Here is a 23,796-nt window from a genome sequence, read left to right as displayed (position 1 = left end):
AACGAGTAGCAAGATTGGGTGCTACCGGTGGTCGGCGATGTAGCCCAAAGCGACGGCGGCATAAGCCGCGGCGCCAAGGGGAAGCTCGGCATCGCTAAAACGTGCCTTGGGATGATGCTGAGCAAAATGCTCGTCCGTATCAGTCACAGCAGCGCCCACGGTAAAGTACGCGCTCGGGATCTCGCTCGAGATCAACGCGAAGTCCTCGCTCGCCATGGCGTGGAACAGCGGCAGGAAGGCGGACTTGGGCAGCACCGCGCCCACGTAGCCAAGCGACGCCTGCGTCATGCCGTCGTCGAGTACGAGCGGGGGAACATCCGAGAGTGTCTCGATAGTCGCCGGCGTACGATAGGTCGTGGCAACGCCTTTGACGACCTCCGCGATGCGGGTCTTGAGGTGCTCCATGAGCTCGACGTCGAAGCCACGCAGCGTTCCCTCGAGCACACAAGTGTCGGGGATGACATTTGCGGCCTGACCGCCGGCGAACTTGCCAACGGTAAGCGCGACCTCCTTGGCCGCCGGCACCTCGCGAGAGATAAGCTCCTGAAGCGCCAGATGCACATGGACGCCGGCCGTGATGGGGTCGATGCAGATCTCGGGGCTCGAGCCATGGCCGCCCTTGCCCTGAAGCGTGATGCGAAAACCGTACACGCCCGAGAGCGCCGGGCTGCCGTAGAGCACCAGGCCAAGCGGCGACTGGCTATTGACATGCATGGCAAAGGCGGCCTGGGGACGCGGGTTCTGCAGCAGACCGTCGGCGATGGCGGCGCGGGCACCCTCAAAGGTTTCCTCGCCCGGCTGGAACAGCAACTTAACCGTGGCGTTGGCGTCGACAAGCGCAGACTCGCGGGCCTTGAGCAGGCGCGCCGCTCCAAGCAACGCCGTCGCGTGCATATCGTGTCCACATGCGTGCATGCAGCCGTTCGTAGAGGCGAAAGGCTCGCCTGACTCTTCGGCAACGGGCAGGGCATCCATGTCGCCACGGAGCATGATGACCGTACCGGCCTGTTCGTCCGTGCAGACGCCATTGCCCTGGGCCGCGGCGGCACCGGCGCCGACAAGGCCCACGACACAGGAACCATCGACGAGCGTGGCAAATGGGATTTCCATCTCGGTCAGGCGCGCTTGAATATACGCAGAGGTCTGTGGGAGGCTATTACCCAGCTCGGGCATCTGGTGTAAATCGTGTCGCCACGCAGCGAGCTCGTCTGCAAAAGCCTGAGCTTCTGCAACGAGACCGTCACCGATAGCGGCCTGCGCCGCTGCGGTGGCCTTGGGCGCTGATTGCGGTTGAAGATCGGACTGAGCTGGTGCCATAAATGCCCTCCAGTAACGTTTTTGCAGTAAGCACTTTGATAGCGTAAAGTGCAAGGTACAACTTTAAAGGCGAGTCATAAAAAACGCCGCCCCAGGAGGGCGGCGCAACAAGTTGTTTACAATTGCGAGCGCGGCTTTCGACGCAAAAAATCGAAGTGAGTCTCGCTCAAGATAATCGACAGGAAGATAAGCACAAAGCCGGCAAGCAGGCGCGAGGTGAGCGCCTCCCCCATCAGCAGCACCGAGAACAGCACGCCCGAAGGCGACTCCATCGAAAGGAGCAGCGAGCCCGTCGAGGCCGGGACGTGCGCCAGGCCGACGTTTTGAATGAGCAGGGCCACGCACGTGCAGCCCACCGAAAGAAAGGCCATCACGGCGATAAAGCTCGGCGTCCACACAGACAGAGGCGCCTGGGTTTCGAACAGCAGCGACGAGACCAGACTCAACACGCCATTGCCCACAAACATCCAAAACGTGATGACGTTGATGTCCATCTTGCGACCATACTTGGCGGTCACTGCCATCTGGATAGCAAAGAAGACCGCGCCGCCCAGCGTGATGACATCTCCAGCATTGAACTCGACGCTATCGAGTGCCACCAGGCCAATGCCCGCCAGGCACAGCAGTGCCGCACCCAGGTTATAGCGGGTGAGCTTTTCGCCGCTCAGGACATAGCTGGCAAACGGCACAAGGATACAGTACGTGCCCGTCAAAAATGCACTCTTGCCTGCCGTGGTCTGCGCCAGGCCAATCGTTTGCAGTCCGTATGCTCCCCACATGAGCGCACCCATGCCCAGCCCGACGATCAGGTTGCGGGCATTGAAATGAGCGATGATGCGCTTATGGAAAATAGCAAACATAACCAGTGACGCCGGGAGAAAGCGAACGTAGACCAGCTCGAACACCGGAATGGTATCGAGCGCATCTTTCATGGTGGTAAAGGAATAGCCCCAGATGACCGCCACCGAAAGCAGCAAGACCTTCCAGAAGAACGGAGAACGCGCGCCGGCGCCGCGGGAGGTGCCGCCGGCACCCAGGTCTTCGCGCGCTACAGGGCTATCGGGCATGTTTTCGATTTCATCAACGGCATTCTGAGCCATAGGGCATCCTCGCGCTCAGTCTGGGCGTGGTGTCCGCACGTGCATGGCCGCGTGCCGCCTCATGGTCAAATAAAACGGGGCGCACCGGACCCCCGGCACGCCCCGCTACTGTAGCAACAACCAGCGTTGCATCGCAATCCAGCATAATAAAGTGTCAAACTGGAAGACCTCGATGTTCTGACAGCGTTTACGTGGCTGAACTAAATCAATTTGGTTGACTCCAGCTTTTCGATGATCCAGTCGTTGGCTTTGATGACCGGGCGGCGGAAGACGACGCCCAGTGCCAGCGACGGAATCAGATAGCTCGCCAGAATGCCTAGCTCAATCCAGTACTCCATATGGTAGGCGCCAGCCATGGCGGCATGCATGGCGTTGATGCCGTGGGTGAACGGCAGGAACGGATAGATCGCCTGGAACACAGGGCCGGTCATCTCGATGGGGAACGTACCGCCCGAACCGCCGACCTGCATAACCAACAGCACGACGGCGAGCGCCTTGCCGATATCGCCAAACGAAACCGTAAGCGTGTAGACGATATTGGAGAACACGAGACTCGCGACCCAACCCGCCAGCACAAATTGCAGCGGGTTGTCGCACTGAATGCCAAAGAACAGGATGTCGCCCGCGCACACGAGTGTCGCCTGCAGCAGGGCCAGACCTCCAAAGAACAGGTAGCGGCCCAGGTAGATCTCGTGCAGGCGCACGGGGATCAGCTCGTTGATGAGCTCATCGTCAACCGAGACCTTCATCATGGCCGCCAGTACAATCGAGCCCACCCACAGCGACAGAATCGTGTAGAACGGTGCCATGGCCGAACCGTAGTTGCGGATCGGATAGACCGGTTTGCGGTCGAGCGCGACGGGGCCGGAAAGCGACACGGCGAGGCCCTCGGGGTCGTTGCCAATCATTGTCTTAATCATGGCCAGGTCACCCGACATCAGAGCGCTATCAAGCTCGTCCTTAAAAGCGCTGATCTTGTCCGACGCCTCGCCCAACTGATCAGAAGCCTTGTTGACCAGCGTCGCAGCCTTGGAGAGGCCCTTTGCGAGCGAGCCAGAGGCGTCGGTCAGACCGCTCACAGCGCTATCCAAGTCACCCGAGATACCGTTCAGGGAATCCAGAACGCCCGAAATGGTCTTCTTGAGCTCCTTGGCCTTAACCGAGAACGTGGAATCGTAGTCGGACTTGGCTCCCGAGATACCCGCCTTGGCATCGGCGATGGCCTGGTCGACCTCGGCACGCGAGTTGTTGACCTCCGCCATGCCGTCCGAAAGGGACTTTGCGGTCGCCGTCAGGTCCTTCGCATTGTTGCGGTACTCCACGGCAATTCTGCCCAGCGACGTCGCAGCGGACTCGAGACCGTCTTTGAGCTTGTCATCACTCACCTGGTCGGCAAGGTTGCGGAGCTGATCGGCCATCGCATCGATATCGTCAGCACGCGTATTGAGCGCCGCTGCGACTTCGTTGAGCTGAGACACCGTAAGGTGAACATGCTGATTCGCGGCATAGAATGCCTTCGCAAGCTCGGCGGACACGTTGTCGAACGAGCCCGCGCTTCCGTCAATCGCCGCGTCAACGGCATCGTTGGCGGCCTTGAGCGCTTCCTTGGAATCATTGATGCCGCTCTTGGCGTGCTCCATCAGCTGCTTCGTCGACTCATCAACGGTGCCCGTCTGCTTGAGCATGCCGCCCGCCGATGTCAGTGAATCGGACGTGGAGCTCAAAATGCCCGCGAGCGACGTCGCACTCGCCTGAACGTCCTGCAGGTCCTCGACCGAATCGCCCAGCGTCGAGGACAGATTGGCGATAAAGTTGCTCACCTGGTCGGTACTCATATAGTCGAGCAGGCTGGACACGGTCTTAAGGCCGATGGTCGTGATGGTCTTGGTAAAGGTCTCGTTGACCTGACTCTGGACGGCGCTCGAGCCCTTTTCAGTCACGATCTGTGCGATGGCGTTAGCCTTCTGGTTCTCGTAGAACTCGATATCGGCGTGCTTCACCTCGGTCGAGAAAAGCGTCATCATGTCGGCGCTAAACGTTTTAGGGATAACGACGGCAGCGTAGTACGCGCCCGACTTGACGCCATCGATGGCCTTATCGCGATCGTTGAGCACAACCCAGTCGAAGTTCTCGTTGCCGCGCAGGGTGGCGGTTACGTTTTCGCCCACGTTGACCTCGACGGGAATCAGATCGCTCTCGTAACCCTCATCAGTGTTGACCACGGCGATCTTAAGGTTGCCGGTGTTGCCGTACGGATCCCAGCTTCCGGCGATGTTAAACCATGCATAGAGACATGGCACGATGATCAGGCCCATCACGACGACCATGCCGATCACGGAGCGAGACACGTTTTGGACATCGCGCTTAAACAGGTGCAGGATGTTTTTCATTTATGCCTCACCTCCTTTAGAGTGCTTGCCAAGCGAGGTGGTGTCCCCGTCGTTTCCGTTTACGTTGTCAGCGCCGTCGGCATCTTGAGCCTTACGATGCGCACCGATATGCGACAGACGGCTCGTAGGCTGTTCGCCTCCCTTGGCGCCACGCTCGCTGGCGTTGAGACCAAACATGCGACGGGCGGCAGGGATGGCAGCCGTGTGCTCGCGCATCTCGCGGCAAAGGTCCTCGTCCGAAAGCGCCGAGATACGCATCTGGGTATTGAGGCTCGCACGGATGTATTCGATGTTGATGAGCCAGCCGCAGATGGCGATAACCGAAATGATCCAGATAACGAGCAGGATGATCTTGCCGTTATTGTCGATATCGAGCACCGTCGAAAGCACAAAGAGCAGAGCCTGCACGCCTACCACGGCGGCAAAACCGCCCTTGATGTAGTACGGGTAGCGATGCTCAAACGCCACGGCATGATCGAGCAGCTCGCGACGGTACGAATCCGAATCGAGCATGACGCGCATGGCCGTGCGCAGCGAATAGCGCTGGCGCGGCAGGTCGTTGGACTCGCAGATCATGAGGCCCGTCGTGGAAAGCTGCTTGTCAAAGAGCAGGTTGAGGTTGAGCAGCAGCGGACGCAGCTGCAGACCGATAAAGAGTGCGATGGCAAGGAACACGCCCAGGATGCACAGGTTGAACAGGTAGTTGAACGAATACATGCCACCGACGGTCTCGCGCAGCAGGTTGATGCCATAGGTGAAGGGCAGCAGCGGATGCAGCCATTGGAAGAAGCCGGGCATCATCTCGATGGGATACATGCCCGACGAGCCGGGGATCTGCACAATGACGAGGATGACGCCAATGGCTTTACCGATATGCTTAAACGTGGTGGACAGCGCATAGATGATGTTGACGTAGGTGAACGAAATAGCGATGCCGCCCAGTACAAAGAGCAGCGGATTGACGCACTGAACGCCAATGACCAGGTCGCCCACCGTAACGATAATGGCCTGGAACGCGCCCAGGATCACCAGCAGCAGCCAGCGGCCAAAGTAGCCCTGACGCGCCGTAAAGCTACCGATGCCCTCGCGGTCGACCTCGAGTTTATAGATAGCGATGAGCACATAGCCGCCTACCCACAGCGCCAGATTGGTGTAGAAGGGCGCGATGCCCGAGCCAAAGCTCTTGACCGGATAGATTGACTTGGACGTCAGCTCAACCGGAGATGCCATGAAATCTGCCACGTCATTGACGTCGACGTCCATGAGGTCGGCTAACTCGCCCATAGACTCAGAGGTCTGCAGCGCCGCAATGTCATTGGCGGCGGTCGCGAGCTTGTCCTGAACCTTGGCAAGGGAGGCGTCGGTTTGGGACAGCGTGGTCTTTGCCTGCTTGAGCGTGGCGTCGAGCTGCGCCAGCGTGCCGCGCGCGCTCGCTATCGTGGGGGTCACACCCGACACAATGCCGGTCAAATCGCCCGAAACGGCGGCAAAGGAGTCAAGCGCGCTCGAAGCCTTCGGAAGTGCGTTCTGACCCAGATCGGTCTGAGCCTGACCGAGGTTAGCCGTACCGGTCTGAATTGCCGCGTTGAGTGCGTTGCTCGCGTTCGAGATTGCCGTAGCGTCGTTTGCCATGGCGCTCGACTGTGCAGAAAGGCCATCCTTGATGCTCTGCAGCTTCTGGTTTTGCTCGCGAAGCGAATCGATGGTCGATACAATGCGCGCGTCAATTTCCTCGGAACCTGTCGACGTGTCATTAACGAGAATCTCCAAGTGCCCGATAACGGCCTTATTGTGATCGATCGTCGCCTGGAGAGACTCGAGCGAGTTGTCGATGCGGGTGGTCGTAGATGTGACCGTACCCGTTAGCTTGCCAATCGCAGCGTTCGCGGAGGCTGACGTCTTGGTGAGTGCAAGGCTACCTTCCGAGAGTGCCTTGGAGAGCGAGGTGATAGAGTTGCCCGCCGTGGCGCGAGCCTCGCCCAGCAGGTCGTTGCCCTGGGAGATTGCCTGCGTCAGCGACGGTGCCTGACCTTGCAAGCCGGCAAGCGCCGCATCAGCCGAGGCGATAGCGCCACTCGTCTTATCGATGGCGGCATTCATATCGCCAATCGAATCGCGCACCTCACCCAAGGTGTCGGATGCCTCGGACACCGAACTTGTCAGCGAGTCCTGAGTCTGGGTTGCCTTGTCCTTTAAATCGACACCGGCATCCTTGGCGATACTGGCAACAGTCTCGCCCACCGTGGAGACAAACTCCGAGTTGATCTGCTCCTCGATGGTGTTGGCACCGGTATCGGTGACCTTGGGCGCAATGGCGCTCTTCTTCTCATTGACGTAATAGGTGAGCTTCGGCTGATGGTAATTGCCATCGAGCATCGAGACAAGATTGTCGGAGAAGTTCTTGGGGATTACGATCGCCGCGTAGTATTCCCCGCTCTCGACGCCCTCTTTGGCATCGGCAGCCGAGTCGACGAAGGTCCAGCCCAGCTGATCGTTTTCCTTGAGCTGGTCGACCACCTTATCGCCTGCATTGAGCTCGCCCACTAGGTCGTTCTGGGTGCCCTGATCGTTGTTGGCGATGGCGATTTTAATGCCCTGGGTATTTCCGTACGGATCCCAGTTGGCAACGATGTTGTACCAGGCATACAGCGAGGGAATGACGCACACGCCCAAGGTAACCACCAGGGCGACGGGGTTCATAAGCAGTCGCTTAATGTCGCGCTTAAATATCGCAAAGGAGACCTTTGCGTTAGATAGTTTGCTGCCGAGACTCACGCTTGGACCATCCATCCTGTCGTTGAATCAAATCGTACTATCAAAAACCATTGTACGTAGGCGCTTTAGCGTCTCGAAGCACAATGGTATTGAGTTTTGCGGGTAGCAATATACTACGAAGATTAGTTAACGTACAGTTGTACAGTATCTCAAATTTCAGCAGGTCGCAAAACCACAACCCGCACAAATTAACAATCCGAATAGTCATCGGGGGCGTTCTTAAACGACCAGTCAAACAAGAACGTCCCCAACGACTAATGGTGCAAGGAATGTCCCAAACTGCCGGCAGAAAAGGAACGTCCCCAAGTGCCACATTCCCCAACGACTAGTCATTTAAGAACGTCCCCAACGACTACCCATAACAACGCCGATGTTTTGGCGCGGACAGCGAAAGCCCGCCAGAGCGAGCAAGGTGCCTTGAAACAAGGCGGCATTGACCTTCTGGTCATGCCGCCGAAGTTGAAAGGCAGATTGCCGCTCTGGCGGGCTTGCAGCGTCGAGTGGTTACGCGGTTCGTAGAACCGCGTAACACCCTAGTTACATAAGTTCGCAGACAGCCGCCGCGAAGGCAACGGGGTCCTCAGGCAGAATGCCCTCGACCAGCAGAGCCTGGTCATAGAGCAGACCGGAGTACTGCTTGATCTTGTCGGCGTCGCCTGCCTTCTGGGCAGCGACAAGCTTGTCAAAGACCGGGTGCTTGGCGTTGAGCTCGAGCACGCGCTGGCTCTTGGGCATACCGTCGGGCGCGCCCTCGGGTCCCTTCTGGAGCACCTTCTCCATCTCGAGCGAAAGCGGACCCTCGGTGGTGATGCAAGCGGGGGCATCGGTCAGGCGCGCGGAGACGGCAACTTTCTCGACCTTGTCACCGAGCGCCTCCTTCATGGCGCTAAAGAGGTCCTCGTTTTCCTTGGTGGCGTCCTCGGCCTCCTTCTTCTCGTCCTCGGTCGCCAGATCAAGATCGCCAGTCGCGACGTTCTTGAGCTCCAGGTGACGATCCTCGACCTCGGGCTCGGCACCGTCGGCAACGGCCTTCTCGGCAGCCTCGCGGGCGGCGTCGTCCTCGTAGATCTTAGGCATATCGGCGGCAACGTACTCACGCATAGCCTGGAACGTGAACTCATCCACATCCTGCGTCAGCAACAGCACGTCATAGCCGCGCTCGAGCACGCCCTTTACCACGGGCATCTTGGCCAAGCGCTCACGCGAGTCGCCGGCGGCGTAGTAGATGGCCTTCTGATCCTCGGGCATACCCTTGGCATACTCGGCCAAGGTAATCATCTTCTGTTCCTTGGCAGACCAGAACAGCAGCAGGTCGGCGAGCTCATCGGCCTTCATGCCATAGCTCGAGTAGATGCCGTACTTAAGACCGCGGCCAAAGTTCTCAAAGAACTTCTCGTAGGCCTCGCGATCGTTGTCACGCATATCCTCAAGGTCGGCGGTGATCTTCTTTTCCACACGCTTGGCAATAGCCTTAAGCTGACGGTTCTGCTGCAGCGTCTCACGCGAGATGTTGAGCGACACGTCGGCAGAATCCACGACGCCACGGACAAAGTTGTAGTAGTCGGGCAGCAGGTCGTCGCACTTCTCCATAATCAGCACGTTAGAGCTGTAGAGCGCCAGGCCCTTCTCGTAGTCCTTGCTGTACAGATCGAACGGGGCGCGACCCGGCACAAACAGCAGCGCATCGTACTCAAGCGTGCCCTCGGCGTGGAAGCTGATAGTGCGCGCGGGATCGTCAAAGTCGTGGAATGTGGACTTGTAGAACTCGTCGTAGTCCTTCTGCTCGACATCGGAGCTGCGTTTCTTCCAGATCGGTGTCATGGAATTGACGGTCTCGAGCTCCTGGTAGTCCTCGTACTCGGGCGTGTAGTCATCGCCAGCATCCTCGGGCTTGGGCTTCTGGCGGCTCTTGGACACCATCATCTGTATCGGGTAGCGCACATAGTTGCTGTACTGCTGAATCAGGCTCTTGAGGCCCCACTCGGTCAGGAAGCGATCGTAGGTCTCGGCCTCGCCGTCGGCGTCGAGCTTCTCGTTCTCGCGCAGCGTCAGGATGACATCGGTGCCGTGCTCGGCGCGCTCGCCATCCTCGATGGTGTAGCCCTCAAGACCGTCGGACTCCCAAACGTGGGCGGTATCCTCGCCATAAGCGCGGCTGACAACCTTCACGTGGCTGGCGACCATAAAGGCGGAGTAGAAACCCACGCCAAACTGACCGATGATGTCGACATCGGAACCCTGCTGCTCGGCGTTCTCGGTCTTAAACTCCTCGGAGCCGGAATGGGCGATGGTGCCCAGATTGCGCTCGAGCTCCTCGGCGGTCATGCCAATGCCGTTATCCGAGATGGTAATGGTGCGGGCGTCTTTATCAAAGGAGACGCGAATAGCCAGGTCGCCCTGGTCGAGCTTGACGCTCGGGTCCTGCAGGCTCTTAAAGTTGAGCTTGTCGACGGCGTCGCTCGCGTTAGAGATAAGCTCGCGCAGGAAGATTTCCTTATTGGTGTAGATGGAGTTGATCATGAGGTCGAGCAGTTTTTTGCTCTCGGTCTTAAATTGACGCATGTGCAGTCCTTTCGCGCTACCCCCGTCCGCAAAAACGGCCCGGTTGCCCGAGCCGCATCGCAGACCTGCTATGTTCAGACTTAGATTTTATAACCCATTAGCGCGCATATATACATACGGAATCGAAAAACTGTATGTCCAAACGCTCTGATGCGCCAATTGCCAAGGAGTGTCCCCAACTGCCGGCAGAAAAGGAACGTCCCTATCTGCCACCCTCGACCCGTTTGGCCATCCAGGCATGGGGCTGGCCTTCATCCTCATAGTCCACCGGGGCAATCTGCGTGTAACCCGCCTTGGCATAGAGCGGCAGCACGTATTCCTGCGCGTGCAGCTTAATGAGCTTGGCGCCGGCATCACGCGCGGCGGTATCACTGGCCTCGACAATCTTGCTCGCCAAACCACGACGACGCATAGCCGGCAGCACGGCGACGCGCCCCATAATGTAGGTCTCCCCCGCTGCGACGCCTTCGTCCAAGTCGCACGCCGGCGACACCGGAGCCTCTGCGTCAGCCGCGCGCTCAAGCTCTTCGGGAAACACGCGCGAGCAACCGGCAAGCTCGCCGTCTACATAGAGCGTCACATGAATGCAGTTCGGATCCTCGTCGATAGCGTCAAACTCGTTCTCGTAGCCCTGCTCGTCCATAAAAACGACGCGGCGCACCAACGCCGCGTCATCAAAGCATCCCGTCTTAAGTTGGATATCCATGGCTGCCCTTTCATTCAATGCGAACGTTAGGGACAGATTTTAGCGAAAATGAGCTCCGCGCACGCTAAACTTCGCGCGAGCCTTCGCCAGGCAATCGTAATGACCCACGTTATGGGCATCGCTCGCGATGAAGCTGTACAGGTTCTGATCGAACAGGCGCTGTGCCGGCTTTTTCTCGCGACCAAAGCGACCGCCGGCAATAAAGTCCGCCGAAGCCTGCAGCTTGCAGCCCATATCGACCAGGCGCTCCGCCACGCTTACATCCTTTTGAACCGCACGATAGCGCTCAGGATGAGCGATGATCACCTGGTAGCCACGGCACTGCAAATCGTAAATCGTGTTCTCGTACTCTCTAAACGCATACGCATCGGCATGCGTCGAAAGCTCGAGCAGAAACTCGTTGGTCCCATCGAAATGCAAGTGATCCGCGGCATCGATACCAAGCTCAACGAGCTTTCGATGGTTGACCTCGAAGCCCATCTGGAGCGGAAAACCGTCAGCGTTATCGCGCAGCAGCTCAAAGGCATCCCACATCTTGTCGTAATCAAAATAGGGATCACGGCAGTGAGGAGTGCAAACGATTCTGGTTACACCGGCCCGCTTGGCAGCCTCGAGCATCGCCAAGCTCTCTTCGAGATCGGCGGCGCCGTCGTCTACACCCGGCAAGATATGGCAATGAATGTCACGCATAGGTCAGCCTTAATCAACTAAACGTTTGCTCGGTTGGTGAAGATGCCCTTTTTGGAAGTGCCCTGATCGGAGCCCTTCTTAACCTTCTTACCGTCCTTGGTGTAGTAAGAATAGTAGTACTCGCTGGTCTCGGTCTCACAGTAATTCATGACGGTACCGATGAGCTTGACCTTCTCGGACTTCTTAAGCTGACCGATGGCGTTGAGCGCCTCCTCGCGCTTGGTGAAATCCTCACGCACGACAAAAAGCGCACCGTCGGTCAGACTTGCGATCTCGGCAGCATCGATGAAGGTGCCGACCGGGGGAGCATCGAAGATGACGTACTGGAACTTGGCGGACAGTGCCTTTACCAGCTTGGCAAAGCGATGGGAGACGATGATGTCGGCAGGATTGGGAATGTGCGGCTCGGCATCGAGGAAGTAGAAGTTCTTCTGACCCGTCTCGACAATCGCCTGGTCGATAGAAACCTGCTCGGACAGGACTGCATAGAGTCCGCCGCGGGAGCGGACGCCGAGCATATCGGCAAGGGACCTGCGACGCATATCAGCCTCGACCAGCAGGACACTCTTGCCGCTCGTGGCGATTGCCTGAGCAAGGTTAATGGAAACCGTAGACTTGCCCTCGTTGGGAATCGAGGAGGTAACGGTGATGGTGCGAATGGGGTCATCCACGCTCGCAAAGCGGATGTTGGCCAGAAGGGTCTTGGCGGCATTCTGCACAACGAGCTTATCGGTGTTCTTTGCCTTAGCCATGCCTATTTACCACCTTTCATAGCCGGAATTCGGCCAACAACGGGAATACCCAGGAGCTCTTCTGCCTCTTCGGCACCGCGGATGCGGGTATTGAGCATGTCTGCCAAAACGACATAGGCAACTGCGATAAAGATACCGGCGAGGAACGCGACGGCAATATACAGCGTGCGCTTGGGGCCGCTGGGGGCTTCGGGGGTCTTAGCCTCGTCGATAACGTTGATGCTCTGGGCAGCGCCGACGTTCTGAGCGACCGTACTCACCGAGCTGGCAATGGCCTTTGCGACCTCAGCCGTCTCCTTGGCATCGGTGCCGGTAACCGAAAGCGTAATGACACGCGTGGTGGTCTCGGAGGAAACAGACACCTTGTAGTCATCCAGATCGGTAAGGCCCAGTTCTTTGGCGGCGCCGCTCTTAACGCTATCGCTATCCAGCAGCGTGGCGATATCGTTGGAAAGCATCTGGCTCGCCGAGAGATCGTTGTAGCTCATCTGACCGCTATCGTCGGTCTTGGCGAGAATGTACATGCTCGTCGTCGCGGTATAGGTGTTGTCCATCGCAACGAAGGACACGATGCCCATGGCGATCGCGCAGACCACCGGAAGGGTGATGACCAGCTTGAGGTGCTTCTTCAGCAGCTGGAACAGTTCGAGAAGGGTCATGCAGCTTGCCTTTCATTTCCCCAGTTCGGATTGACAAAACTGTCCGTATGTTATCGCATCTTTTTACCGAGACCAAACTCTATACATAAGAAACAGGCTCTCCTGTAAAAATGTCGGAAGCAATCGTAAAATTGCGCAACAACGCCGCACCCGAAAGTCAAATGCGGCGTCTACATCAATATCTATGTTGTATCGCTATGCGAATGGCTCGTCCTGCTGTATGGGAAACGTCACCGTGATGGTGGTTCCCACGCCCAACTCACTCGACAGATCGAGCGTGGCGTGATGATACAGGGCCGCATGCTTGACAATGGCAAGCCCCAGGCCGGTTCCGCCGCGTGCCTTGGACCTACTCTTGTCCACGCGATAGAACCGCTCAAATACCTTGCCCTGTTCTTCAGGCGCGATACCGATTCCCGTGTCGGCGACAGCGAGGAACGGATGGTCTTCGTCGTTGGTGCCGCACTGCAACGTAACCGTACCGCCGGGTCGATTGTAGCGGATGGCGTTGCTTGCCAGATTATAGATGAGCTCGTCGATCAAGCGCGACACGCCTTCGATGACCACAGGCTTGGTCTCATGACTTATCGTCACATTCGCTTGACGGGCGACCTGTTCAAGACGCTGCTCAACCGCGTAGATCGCACGCGAGAGCTCAATAGGCTCCGTGGAACCAATGGGCACTGTCTCGCCTTCAGTCGCACGTTCGGCCTCGTCCAAGTTAGACAGCGTAAGGATGTCGTTGACAAGCGCTGCCAAGCGGCCCGCCTCACGATAGATGCGACCGCCAAAGTTGCGCAGGTCGTCCTCGCCCTCGACCATGCCATTTGCGATGAGCTCGGCATAGCCCGAAATCGCCGTAAGCGGCGTCTTGAGCTCATGGGTGATATTCGCCGTGAACTCGCGGCGCATACGGTCGTTGTCCGCTAGCACCGCCATTTGGCGCTTGAGTTCCTGGCGCTGCGACTCGATGCGCTCAAGCATGGGAACCATCTCGGCATAGGCGTGCTCATAGCTACGGCGTGGGTGATCCAAATCCACCTCTTGTAACGGCGCGATGATGGCACGGGACTCACGGCGCGCCATAAAAAACGAGAGTACTGCACCCGCTGCTGCGATAAGCAGCATCGGCGCCAGCATCGACAGCAAAATCGCCGCAACGCCAGGCTGGGCCTGCGCCAAGCGAACGACCTGGCCGTTATCAAGGGTGACGGCGCGATACAGCATAATCTCGTCGAGTGTAGAGCTTGCGCGCTCCGCGGAACCCGAACCACTCTCAAAGGCCTCGATGACCTCGGGGCGATCGCCATGGTTGGGCAGTGTGGAAGGCGACGCCTCGTTGTCGTAGGCAACAGATCCGTCCTTATTGATCAGCGTGATACGAAGATCCTCGCGATCGAGGCTTCGCAAGAACGGAATGGGCTCCTGCTGCTCGTCGAGGGCGGCAGCAATGAGCTCAGTTTCCTGCGCCAGATTGGCACTCGTGGCATCCGCCAAAGTGTTTTGCACAAAGAACGCACCCAGCACCGTAAACGCCACGATAACCGCCATGGCGCAGACAAAGATCGTCACAAAAACGCGGTGCGACAGCGTATGTTTTCCCTGGGGGGCGAAGACCACGGGTTACTCCCCCGATGCGGTGGACGCGGTGTCGTCACCTTCGGCACCATCACCGGCAGAAGGCTCGGCCAGGCGATAACCCACGCCGCGCACGGTCTCGATGGCGCTGGCATGCTCGCCCAGTTTTTGGCGAAGCGTCTGCACGTGCACGTCAACGGTGCGCGAACCGCCGTCGAAGTCCCAGCCCCACACGCTCTGCAGCAACGACTCGCGGGTAAAGACCACGCCGGGCTTGCGCATGAGGTACTCGAGCAGGTCGAACTCGCGCAGGGTGAGCTTAAGCGGCTCGCCGGCAACGGTCACCTCGCGATGGCTGGGCGAGAGCACGATGTCCCCCACGCTGAGCACATCGCTCGCCTGCTTGACCATGCCGCCGCGACGCAGCAGTGCGCGGCAGCGGCTCGCAAGCTCCATGAGCGAAAACGGCTTAGTCAGGTAATCGTCGGCACCGCCATCGAGCGCCATCACCTTGTCGAGCTCGGTGTCCTTGGCGGTAAGCATCATGATGGGCACCGTCGCCGTCAGGCGATCGGCACGCAGGCGGCGCATAATCGCCAAGCCATCGGTGTCGGGCAGCATGATATCGAGCAGCACAGCATCGGGCACCCGTCGCGCCACGGCAGCTTTAAACTCGCCATCGCACGAAAAGCCCTCGGCCTCGATTCCCTGCTTGCGCAGCGCGTAGACCGTCAAATCCCTGATGTTGTCATCGTCCTCGACGTAATAGATCATGTTGAACCCCTTTGCGGCCGATATGACCGCATCTTAACCCTAAAAGCACCTGTAAAAGACAGCGTCAGCCAAAACGCCCCGTCAAATAATCCGCCGTGCGCGGATCGGACGGATTTTTGAAGAGTTGCGCGGTAGGCGCGTGCTCCACCAGCTCACCCAGCAAAAAGAACGCAACCGAATCGGAAATACGCGCGGCCTGCTGCATGTTGTGCGTCACGACCACCAGCGTGCAGGTTTCCTTGAGCTCGCAGGCAAGCTGCTCCACCACGAGCGTCGACACGGGGTCGAGCGCCGAGGTCGGCTCGTCCATCAGCAGAATGTCGGGCTGCACGGCAAGTGCGCGGGCGATGCACAGGCGCTGCTGCTGTCCACCCGAAAGACCCAGGCCCGACTCCTTGAGCTTGTCCTTGACCTCGTCCCACAGGGCAGCGCGACGCAGGGAGTCCTCGACCAGCTCATCGAGCACGGCGCGCTCGCGCACACCCATACCGCGAGGACCGTAGGCGACGTTGTCGTAGATGCTCATGGGAAACGGGTTGGGGCGCTGGAACACCATGCCCACGCGCTGGCGCAAACGGCAGATGTCGTAATCGCCCAGGATATCTTGACCATCGAGCGCGATCTTGCCCTCGATGCGGCAATCCTTGATGCCGTCGTTCATGCGGTTAAAGCAGCGCAGCAACGTGGACTTTCCGCAGCCCGAAGGCCCGATGAACGAGGTGATCTGCTTGTCGCGGATCTTGATATTCACGTCCTTGAGCGCATGGTGGTCGCCATAGAACAGGTCGAGGCCCTCGACATCGATGCGCGTCGGCGAGGCGGCAAGATCCTCTGCCGTGGGGCGAGTCGCATCCCCAACCTCGCGCTCATGCGCGGCCTCGGCCTGCGCTTCCATGAGTTCTTCAAGCTCCGTGGGCTCCACAGCCGCAGCAGCCGTCATACCGCATACCTCCATATCGATATCAATTCAGCAGTATCGATAGTAGGAATCGCGGCTCATACGCACGTGAGCACATTGTCAAGTGTTTGTAAGGGCACGCTGGCTATGCGGCGGGCAGCTCGATGGTGAATATCGTGTGTTCGGGCGTCGATTCACATGCAACGGTACCGCCGTGTGCCGCGATGATCTCCTTGGCAATAGCAAGGCCCAGACCGGCGCCACCGCGATTGGTTGCACGCGCCGCATCCAGGCGATAGAACTTCTCAAAGATCACCTTGAGCTTTGCCGCAGGGATCGGATCGCCCTGGTTTATAAATCGTACGCGCACGCCGCCATCGTCTTGGCGCCTGGCCTCAATCGTGATCATCGAGCCTTCATAGCTATAGGCAACGGCGTTTTTCATGATGTTGTTGAATACGCGAGCCATCTTGTCGCCGTCCACGAGTACCGTCAGGTCCTCGCAGATATCAACTTGGGCTTCCTTGTGCTGTTCGTTGAGAATGGGATAGAACTCGTCGGCCACCTGCGCCAGCAATAGCCCCAAATCGACGTAGGCGCGGGTAAGCACGATATCGTGGAAATCGAAACGCGTGATGTCAAAGAACTCCTCGATGAGCGCGTCGAGCCGATGGGCCTTGTCGAGCGCCACGCCCGTAAAGCGTGCACGCTGCTCAAGCGGCAAATCGGGAGCCTCCTGCAGGAGCGAAAGATAGCCCACCACGCTGGCGAGCGGCGTGCGCAGGTCGTGCGCCAGGTACGTAACCAGGTCATCTTTGCGATGCGATTCGTCGCGCAGGGCCTGTTGAACCTTACGCTCGCAATCGCGCGCCCGATTGAGCGCGCCCTCGACCTCGAGAAAGTCGCCGTCGATGGTATCCCACGTGTCGGGGCTATCGATCAGACGGTCCTGAATACGGGCGGCGATCACGCGGTCGGCATGCCGCTCGCCCTGCTCATAACCCTGGTAATACAGGGCGCGTCCGCAAAAGAACAGGACGCACACGGCAAGCGCCAGCACAAAGCCGAGCATGTTGAATACAAAGGCGGCGTCAAAGAACACGGGCTCGCCAATACCGCCAAGCGCCATGGCCCCGATCGCCAGCGCAATCGTCCACGCGGCACCGCCGATTACCACGCAGCGGCGAACGATTTCAAATCGATCGATCAGCAAGAAGCCAATAAGCAGAACTGCCAGGATGCCAACGATATTGTCAATGCCAATGAGTAGCAGACTCAGCGAAAAGAGCAGCACCGTCGCAAGCGCGCGATTGTCGACGACCGCCCTTATGTATTCAAAGAGTCGATCGGGCACCTCGAATACCCGCCTATCGTCTTTTGTCATATCCACTTCCCCACCACCAAAGGCGTTATTCGATTATGTAGCCGACGCCCCAGACGTTTTTGATAAAGCGCGGCTTTTGAGCATCGTCGCCGATCTTTTCGCGCAGATGGCGGATGTGCACCATCACCGTATTGTTGGAGCCGGGCATAAAATCCTCGTTCCACACCGCGCGGAACAGATCCTCCACGGCTACCACGCTGCCGCGATGCTCAACCAGATACAGCAAGATGGAATACTCGATGGGCGTGAGGCGTACCGGTGCACCGTCCACCGTTACGGAACGAGCATCGCGGTTGATCTCCAGGCCGTCGAGCTGGATGGTCGGCGACTCGGCCGCCTGCGAGCGGCTACCGTAGCTGGTGTAGCGGCGAAGCTGAGCGTGCACGCGCGCGATGAGCTCCAGCGGACGGAACGGCTTAACCACGTAATCGTCCGCGCCAAGCGAAAGGCCCTCGATCTTGTCTTGCTGGGCATCGCGCGCCGTCAGCATGATCACAGGATAGGTATGGCTGAAACGGATCGTACGCAGTAGCTCAAAGCCATCGATATCGGGCAGCATGACATCCAACAGTGCCAGATCGAACTCCTGCTCCAGGATTGCCTTGGCAGCATCGGCCCCGCTATAGGCAATCTGGACATCAAAGCCCTCTTTTGTAAGGTAGATACCAACCAAGTCGGCGATGGCCTTCTCGTCATCAACTACCAAAATGCGCTCGTTCATGCGTGCTCCTCTCGCGCTCCATTATGCCCGAGGCGACGCACGCCACACACAACAAGCGTGGGTGATTAAGTCGGCCTTAAGCACCCTTGTGCCCGTTCGGGCGCGGATGTGGGCCACGCACGCACGCGATGATCGCCGACGCCGGCAAACGATATACTCTAGTTCCAGAAGAGACCATCCCGTCGAAAGCGAAATCCGTGAAGTCCCTCACCTCTTTTGCAAAGCGCTCAGCCCAGCTTGCCGCCGGCTTTGTCTGCGCTATCGCCCTTGCCGCTGGCGTGCCCACCGTCGCCGGCGCCCAAGTACTCACGACCGACAATGTTTGCGGCAAAACCGCCGATGCGCGCGGCATCACGGCCGAAAACCTGCCCGATATCGATGCGACCAATGCCCTCGTCATGGGCAAAGACGGCACCGTCTACTATGCCCGCGGCGCCGATGAGCAGGTCAAGATTGCCTCGATCACCAAGGTCATGACCGCAATCCTAACCGTCGAGAATTGCAAGATGGACGAGAAGGCCACGGTGAGCAACGCCGCAGCCACCGTGGGCAATTCAACAGCCGGCCTACTCGAAGGCGACGAGCTCACCGTGAAGCAGGCACTGCGCGGCCTGATGATTCCCTCGGGCAACGACGCCGCCATCGTGCTCGCCGAATATGTGGGCAAGAAGATCGACCCTAAGACCAAAGACGCCGAGGCAACATTTGTGAAAGCCATGAACGAGCGCGCTAAGAAGCTCGGTTGCACCGGCACGCTTTTTGAAAACCCGCATGGTCTGGACTTTGATGAGTGGGCTGGTGATATGCACTCAACCGCACACGACGTAGCGCTGATGATGCAGGAGGCCATGAAAAACGACACGATCCGCGAGGTCGTAGCGAGCGAAGATTCCTGGATCGAGGTCACGGGCGCCGACGGCACCGACCATTCGCATTCCATGGACACGCATAACTATTTGCTAGGCCAAGATGGCAACATCGGTGGCAAGACCGGCACCACCGATGATGCAGGCTATTGCTTTACGGGTGCCTACAACCGCGATGGCGACGAGATCTACACCGTCGTTTTGAACTCCACCACCACCGACCAGCGCTTTACCGATACCGCAACCCTTGCCAATTGGTACTACGGTCACAAGGTGACGGTCGCAATCGCCAACACGCAGGAAAAGACCGCCAACGGCAACCCACTTATGGCGCGCATTGGCCAAACCGACTGGACGGATAAGACGATCGACGCCACGCTCGCCGATCCTACGGCGCAAGCGACCGTGTTTTCCCTTGCCGGCGAGGTGACCGAAAAGGTTAGCTACGACGATCTTTCGGGCACGGTGCATGTGGGCGACAAGGTGGGCAGCGTTACGCTCAAGCAGGACGGCACCAAGATCGCCGTCATGGACCTGGTTGCCGACGAGGAAGGCGCAGGGCCGAATCCCATTGAATGGCTGCTCGTGAAGCTCGATCGCTTGGGCCGTCGCATCGACAACCGCCCACTCACGGCAGAAAGCGAGACCGTCGCCAAGGCGCCCGAGGTGTAGGGCGCAAGAATAATAAGTCCACTGAAAGGAGGCGTCCGAAAGGATGCCTCCTTTTTTTGAGATTCGAATCCCCAGCTAACGTGGTTCAACTAAAAAAGGGTCCCTTTCGGAATCCTTCTTTAAAGTCTTACTGGCGGAGAGCTGGGGATGTCCGGGCATGCTGCGCATGCCCTCCGGCTTCAAAACCTGGCGGCTTTTCGCCCACGGGCTACAAACGCTTTCGCGTTTGCTTAACGCCCGTGCCCTCTCGGGTTCGAATCCCCAGCCTCCTTTCTCCGCACAAAAAAGGGCCCCAAATGGGACCCTTCTTTCAAGTCATACTGGCGGAGAGCTGGGGATTCGAACCCCAGATGCCCTTTTGGGGCATACTCGCTTAGCAGGCGAGCACCTTCGGCCTCTCGGTCAGCTCTCCGTAACAGCCGTTCTATAGTAACCAAACAGCCAAGGATGAGCAAGAGGAAATTTTCTAATTGCCTAGCAGCCTTTCCTTCTTGAAAGCTTCGCCTACCCCAGCGAGCGGTTGAGGGAGCCGAGCTCGTCGTTGCCCATGGTGCGCCACATTTGGAAGATACAACCGCGCGCCAGGAAAAAGAAACCGTTGTCGACCAGTTGCACAGCGGCATCTGCCAGCTGATTCGTCACGGCGGACACTGGCGGCAGCTCTAGTCCAGCCTTGTGGATGGTCTCGACCGCTTCCTCGAACGTCGGAGGCTCGCTGACGCCCATCTCGTTCATAAGGCCCTGCATTTCTTCCAGCGCGCTGCTGCCCGACTCCTCGCCGCGCGGCACCAGACGGTAACAAGCCAGCGCCAGGTCGAGCTGATCGCAATTCCAATAGGCAAACGCCAAGCGATAGAACAGGTAGCCGATTGCAGAACGATCGCTGGCAATACGTAGGCCGTGGCGCGCCACCTCGATAATCTCGTCAAAGCGCTCCAGACGCGCGAGCACGTTGATGAGCGCAAAATGCGACTGCATGGACGAGCGCGCCAGATCGTAAAGATGGCGCACCTCGGGCAGTGCTCGTTCAAAGTCCTCTTGCTCGGCGTAAAAACTGCAGATCTCGTGCTGGGCAAAGTACAGCGCATCGGGCGCACGAAGGATTCGCACAGAGCGGTCTTCTTCCAACACCGGTAGCACCATGCGCACCAGCTGGTTATCGCAAAACTGCGTTTGAACCGGACCTGTCGCCAAAAGCTCGGCGACGGCGCACTTAGCCTCCAACTCCTCAACAAGACGGGAAAAGCCTTCAAAAGCACCTGTACGGTCGACTTTTGCCTGCTCGCGCAATTCAACAACACGGGCCACGTATGGGTCGTCGTCCTCTTCCATGACCTCCAGCTCGTCAGCCGTATCGGCAAGCAGCAGATCGCGCAGCGCCGGCGGCAGCATGCGATGGTCATCACGCGGACGAGCATGAACCTCCGCAGGTTCAATCGTCTCCGGAGCGGTTGACTCATATGCCTCAAGCACACGCTTGCACGGCATATCGTCCATGTCCATGCTCTCAAGATCCTTGGCGACAGGCACGCAATCGGCCAGATAGGCCGCGCGCCCAAAGAAATACGTTGCAACAACGCGCTCGCCCTGCTCACTGTCGGGAGCAGCAATCTGCACATAGCAGCGCGTGATGCAGGTGCCCGCGGCAAAACACGCTGCCGCAAGCGTGAGCGCCACGCGCGCATCGTGCTCCGCGGCCCAGATAGTGCGCGTGTCCTCGTCCAGCTCGTGCCAGGCGTCATCTTGAGCGTCGTATTCACGTTGCGGCATGGCATCAACGACAGACTGCCCAAACCGAACGAGCATAATCCCCTCGGCAACGTTTGCCCGATAGGTATAGTCGAGCCGCGTGACCACGTTAAGGGCCTCGACAATACGCGCGAAGCGGGTACGCACATCCCACTCACCGCCCGGCTGGCAAGCCACCGTACCCGGTTCGCCCCACGGGTTATCGCTCGAGGCCGTATCGAGCAGTCGAGGAACATCGTTGGTCGTCTTAGCGATATGCCACGCATCAAAGAGCGCGCAGCCCTCAAGGCTCGGCGACGAGGCCGCGGGGACCAATCCAGCCCCGATGCGCTCAAGGATGCCGGAGAGGCGGTTGAGACGGCACTCGATGGCGAGCAGCGTGTCAATCTCGTCCTGGTCTAGCAGACTACGATCAAAATTGAGATAGAAAAGCTTTGAGCGATCAATGCGAGCCAGGCTCATCTCGGACTTAGCGGCGATGGTGCGCAAGCGGGGCAAGTCAATTTCACTCATAAGGGCGGCGGCATAACGCTCGATACCGCTCGGATTCTCGGCATGGTCAACGCGGTAAAGCAGCGTCTCGATAGCATCGGGGAGCGGTGCCGTGTTAAAGCCCAAAAACACCTCGACCGGCTCGGGCAACTTTACGAGCTTGATCTTGTCGACAACGTTTTGCATACCCTCGTCGAGTCCGTCGGCGTCCGCCGTGCTCGCAATGGTATTTTCGGAGTCAGTGAATATCACGTAGCGCAGGAACATCGATGCCATGAACTCGCCGTAAGGAAGGGAGCGGGCCGAATTCCATGTCTCGTGTTCGGACTGTTCGCGCATGAGACCTTCGGGAGAGCCGACGGTTCGCGCGCACGCGCGCATTGTGCCGTTGGCTCCCCGAACCACAATCTCACCAATACCGGAGTCCGACTCGTCAAGGACGAGTTCCATATCGGGATCGTTGGGCAGCGGAGCCTCGCTAACGGGGCGGTCCACCTTGTACACCTCACCCGAAACGCTTACGTAGCCCAAAAGCGACACATGGCTTTTGCCAACAAATTCGACGACATAACAAGATTCATGCCGATCCTCGCCAAAGAGTTTCCAGACCACGCCATATGAGCGTCCCGCAGGCTGCTCGGGCATCGCCGGAAAGCGCTTCTTGGGATCGAGAAACCTGAGCTTGTATGTCGGACGCTCTGCCACGAAATATCACCCTGATCGGTCGCTTGAAGAAGGAGTGGTCGCGAATAAGTCGCGACATCTACTCGGAATCTTACACGAGTCGACAGGAAATCGTCCCTTTGGACGAAAGCACTCAAGCTGGCGCAAAAGAAAAGCCCCCGTTGCCGGAGGCTTTAATTTCAATTGGTGCGGCGTATAGGATTCCGCGCATCCGCTGCGCGGATCCGCACCGGCTTCGCCCGCCTGCCGGCGCGCTCGCCCGCGGGCTAAAAACGCTCCGCGTTTTCTTTACGCCCGCGCCTCGACCGAGGTTCGAATCAATGCGGTGCTTACGTAAAAGAAAAGCCCCCGTTGCCGGGAGCTTTAATCTCAAATGGTGCGGCGTATAGGATTCGAACCTATGACGTTCTGATTCGTAGTCAGACCCTCTATCCAGCTGAGGTAACGCCGCAGCGCAAGACATATAAAACCACTTTAGCTTATTGGAGTCAAGCACAATTTCAAACTTTTTTGTGGAACGCAGTCTTGTCATGCTGCTCCGCATATACCGCCATTCCCCGTACGATCGATTGGCTTTTCGATCACGTCAAACTTAGCATCAAGTTCCCTCAGGAGCGATCTCACCCGCTGCGCACAATCATAATCGGCAAACGAGATGCTCAACATGCGAGCAACCTGATTAGATGTCCGGACCCCATAGAAATGCTCTAGGGCCACAAGCCCCTCGTGCGCCACAAACGTCTCAACCACATGAGGCGACTCCTCGTAGCACCATTGCGTCAACGGCCCCTCGCTCGTCTGTCGAACCACCAGGCCACCCATGCCAGACGGCTCACACGTCACAAGCAGGTACTCCCCGCCCTCGTCGCTCTCAAACAAAACCACCCGATCATCAAACAGCTCCATCGCGTCCCCTTTCTCTCGCTCTTATTTAGCAAAAGCATAGCAGGTAGATGGCTGTATACAGAACAGTTGTTCGTGTGTTTTCTATTGAGCTGTCCGCACAGCATGGTATGGCCGCACACAA

At 58.3% G+C, this 23,796-nt stretch carries 17 protein-coding genes and 2 tRNA genes; 1 reads left to right on the top strand and 18 read right to left on the bottom strand.

Features of this window, described 5'->3' with window-relative positions:
- Positions 1 to 21 precede the first annotated feature (21 nt).
- The 14 genes from PMX72_RS05870 to PMX72_RS05805 form a co-directional block, all read right to left on the bottom strand.
- Positions 22 to 1,317: a M20 family metallopeptidase gene (locus PMX72_RS05870; protein WP_117797133.1), complete on the bottom strand. Its 1,296-nt coding sequence runs from the start codon at positions 1,315 to 1,317 to the stop codon at positions 22 to 24.
- Between the two features lie 116 nt (positions 1,318 to 1,433).
- Positions 1,434 to 2,417: a DMT family transporter gene (locus tag PMX72_RS05865; protein WP_271728795.1), complete on the bottom strand. Its 984-nt coding sequence runs from the start codon at positions 2,415 to 2,417 to the stop codon at positions 1,434 to 1,436.
- A 200-nt stretch (positions 2,418 to 2,617) separates the two neighbouring features.
- Positions 2,618 to 4,807, bottom strand: a complete 2,190-nt coding sequence (locus PMX72_RS05860) for a YhgE/Pip domain-containing protein (protein WP_271728797.1) — start codon at positions 4,805 to 4,807, stop codon at positions 2,618 to 2,620.
- Positions 4,808 to 7,582, bottom strand: coding sequence for a YhgE/Pip domain-containing protein (locus PMX72_RS05855; protein WP_271746184.1), 2,775 nt, complete (start codon positions 7,580 to 7,582; stop codon positions 4,808 to 4,810).
- Between the two features lie 537 nt (positions 7,583 to 8,119).
- Positions 8,120 to 10,144, bottom strand: a complete 2,025-nt coding sequence (gene htpG / locus PMX72_RS05850) for a molecular chaperone HtpG (protein ID WP_117799978.1) — start codon at positions 10,142 to 10,144, stop codon at positions 8,120 to 8,122.
- A gap of 202 nt (positions 10,145 to 10,346) precedes the next feature.
- Entirely contained in the window at positions 10,347 to 10,850 is a 504-nt protein-coding gene (locus tag PMX72_RS05845) for a GNAT family N-acetyltransferase (RefSeq protein ID WP_117799977.1), read from the bottom strand.
- A 39-nt stretch (positions 10,851 to 10,889) separates the two neighbouring features.
- Positions 10,890 to 11,540 carry a tyrosine-protein phosphatase gene (locus tag PMX72_RS05840; RefSeq protein ID WP_055250497.1) on the bottom strand — a complete coding sequence of 217 codons (651 nt, stop codon included), beginning with the start codon at positions 11,538 to 11,540 and terminating at the stop codon, positions 10,890 to 10,892.
- Positions 11,541 to 11,557: 17 nt separating this feature from the next.
- Complete coding sequence (locus PMX72_RS05835; protein ID WP_117799976.1) at positions 11,558 to 12,292, bottom strand: CpsD/CapB family tyrosine-protein kinase; 735 nt, start codon at positions 12,290 to 12,292, stop codon at positions 11,558 to 11,560.
- 2 nt (positions 12,293 to 12,294) lie between these two features.
- Entirely contained in the window at positions 12,295 to 12,951 is a 657-nt protein-coding gene (locus PMX72_RS05830; RefSeq protein ID WP_055250503.1) for a YveK family protein, read from the bottom strand.
- Between the two features lie 195 nt (positions 12,952 to 13,146).
- Complete coding sequence (locus PMX72_RS05825; RefSeq protein WP_117799975.1) at positions 13,147 to 14,571, bottom strand: sensor histidine kinase; 1,425 nt, start codon at positions 14,569 to 14,571, stop codon at positions 13,147 to 13,149.
- A 3-nt stretch (positions 14,572 to 14,574) separates the two neighbouring features.
- Positions 14,575 to 15,303 (bottom strand): response regulator transcription factor, encoded by a 729-nt coding sequence (locus tag PMX72_RS05820; protein ID WP_117799974.1) that lies wholly within the window; start codon positions 15,301 to 15,303, stop codon positions 14,575 to 14,577.
- 64 nt (positions 15,304 to 15,367) lie between these two features.
- On the bottom strand, positions 15,368 to 16,243 hold the full coding sequence (pstB, locus tag PMX72_RS05815; protein WP_199580703.1) for a phosphate ABC transporter ATP-binding protein PstB: 876 nt from the start codon (positions 16,241 to 16,243) through the stop codon (positions 15,368 to 15,370).
- Positions 16,244 to 16,346: 103 nt separating this feature from the next.
- The gene (locus tag PMX72_RS05810) at positions 16,347 to 17,585 is read right to left on the bottom strand and encodes a sensor histidine kinase (RefSeq protein ID WP_117799973.1); all 1,239 of its coding nucleotides are present in this window, start codon (positions 17,583 to 17,585) and stop codon (positions 16,347 to 16,349) included.
- Between the two features lie 25 nt (positions 17,586 to 17,610).
- On the bottom strand, positions 17,611 to 18,306 hold the full coding sequence (locus PMX72_RS05805) for a response regulator transcription factor (RefSeq protein WP_117799972.1): 696 nt from the start codon (positions 18,304 to 18,306) through the stop codon (positions 17,611 to 17,613).
- 197 nt (positions 18,307 to 18,503) lie between these two features.
- Between PMX72_RS05805 and PMX72_RS05800 the strand changes: the two genes are divergently transcribed.
- Positions 18,504 to 19,844, top strand: a complete 1,341-nt coding sequence (locus PMX72_RS05800) for a D-alanyl-D-alanine carboxypeptidase family protein (RefSeq protein WP_271728801.1) — start codon at positions 18,504 to 18,506, stop codon at positions 19,842 to 19,844.
- A gap of 321 nt (positions 19,845 to 20,165) precedes the next feature.
- Here PMX72_RS05800 and PMX72_RS05795 read toward each other — a convergent pair.
- The 4 genes from PMX72_RS05795 to PMX72_RS05780 form a co-directional block, all read right to left on the bottom strand.
- Positions 20,166 to 20,256 (bottom strand) — tRNA-Ser (locus tag PMX72_RS05795).
- 92 nt (positions 20,257 to 20,348) lie between these two features.
- Positions 20,349 to 22,790, bottom strand: coding sequence for a tetratricopeptide repeat protein (locus tag PMX72_RS05790; RefSeq protein WP_271728802.1), 2,442 nt, complete (start codon positions 22,788 to 22,790; stop codon positions 20,349 to 20,351).
- A 353-nt stretch (positions 22,791 to 23,143) separates the two neighbouring features.
- A tRNA-Arg gene (locus PMX72_RS05785) sits at positions 23,144 to 23,220 on the bottom strand.
- Between the two features lie 77 nt (positions 23,221 to 23,297).
- Positions 23,298 to 23,675 carry a hypothetical protein gene (locus tag PMX72_RS05780; protein WP_117778819.1) on the bottom strand — a complete coding sequence of 126 codons (378 nt, stop codon included), beginning with the start codon at positions 23,673 to 23,675 and terminating at the stop codon, positions 23,298 to 23,300.
- Positions 23,676 to 23,796: the final 121 nt, after the last annotated feature.

The organism is Collinsella aerofaciens (assembly GCF_028207065.1).
Taxonomy (GTDB): domain Bacteria; phylum Actinomycetota; class Coriobacteriia; order Coriobacteriales; family Coriobacteriaceae; genus Collinsella; species Collinsella aerofaciens_AR.
The sequence above is the reverse complement of the archived record's forward strand: the minus strand, read 5'-3'. Positions and strand labels throughout refer to the sequence as shown.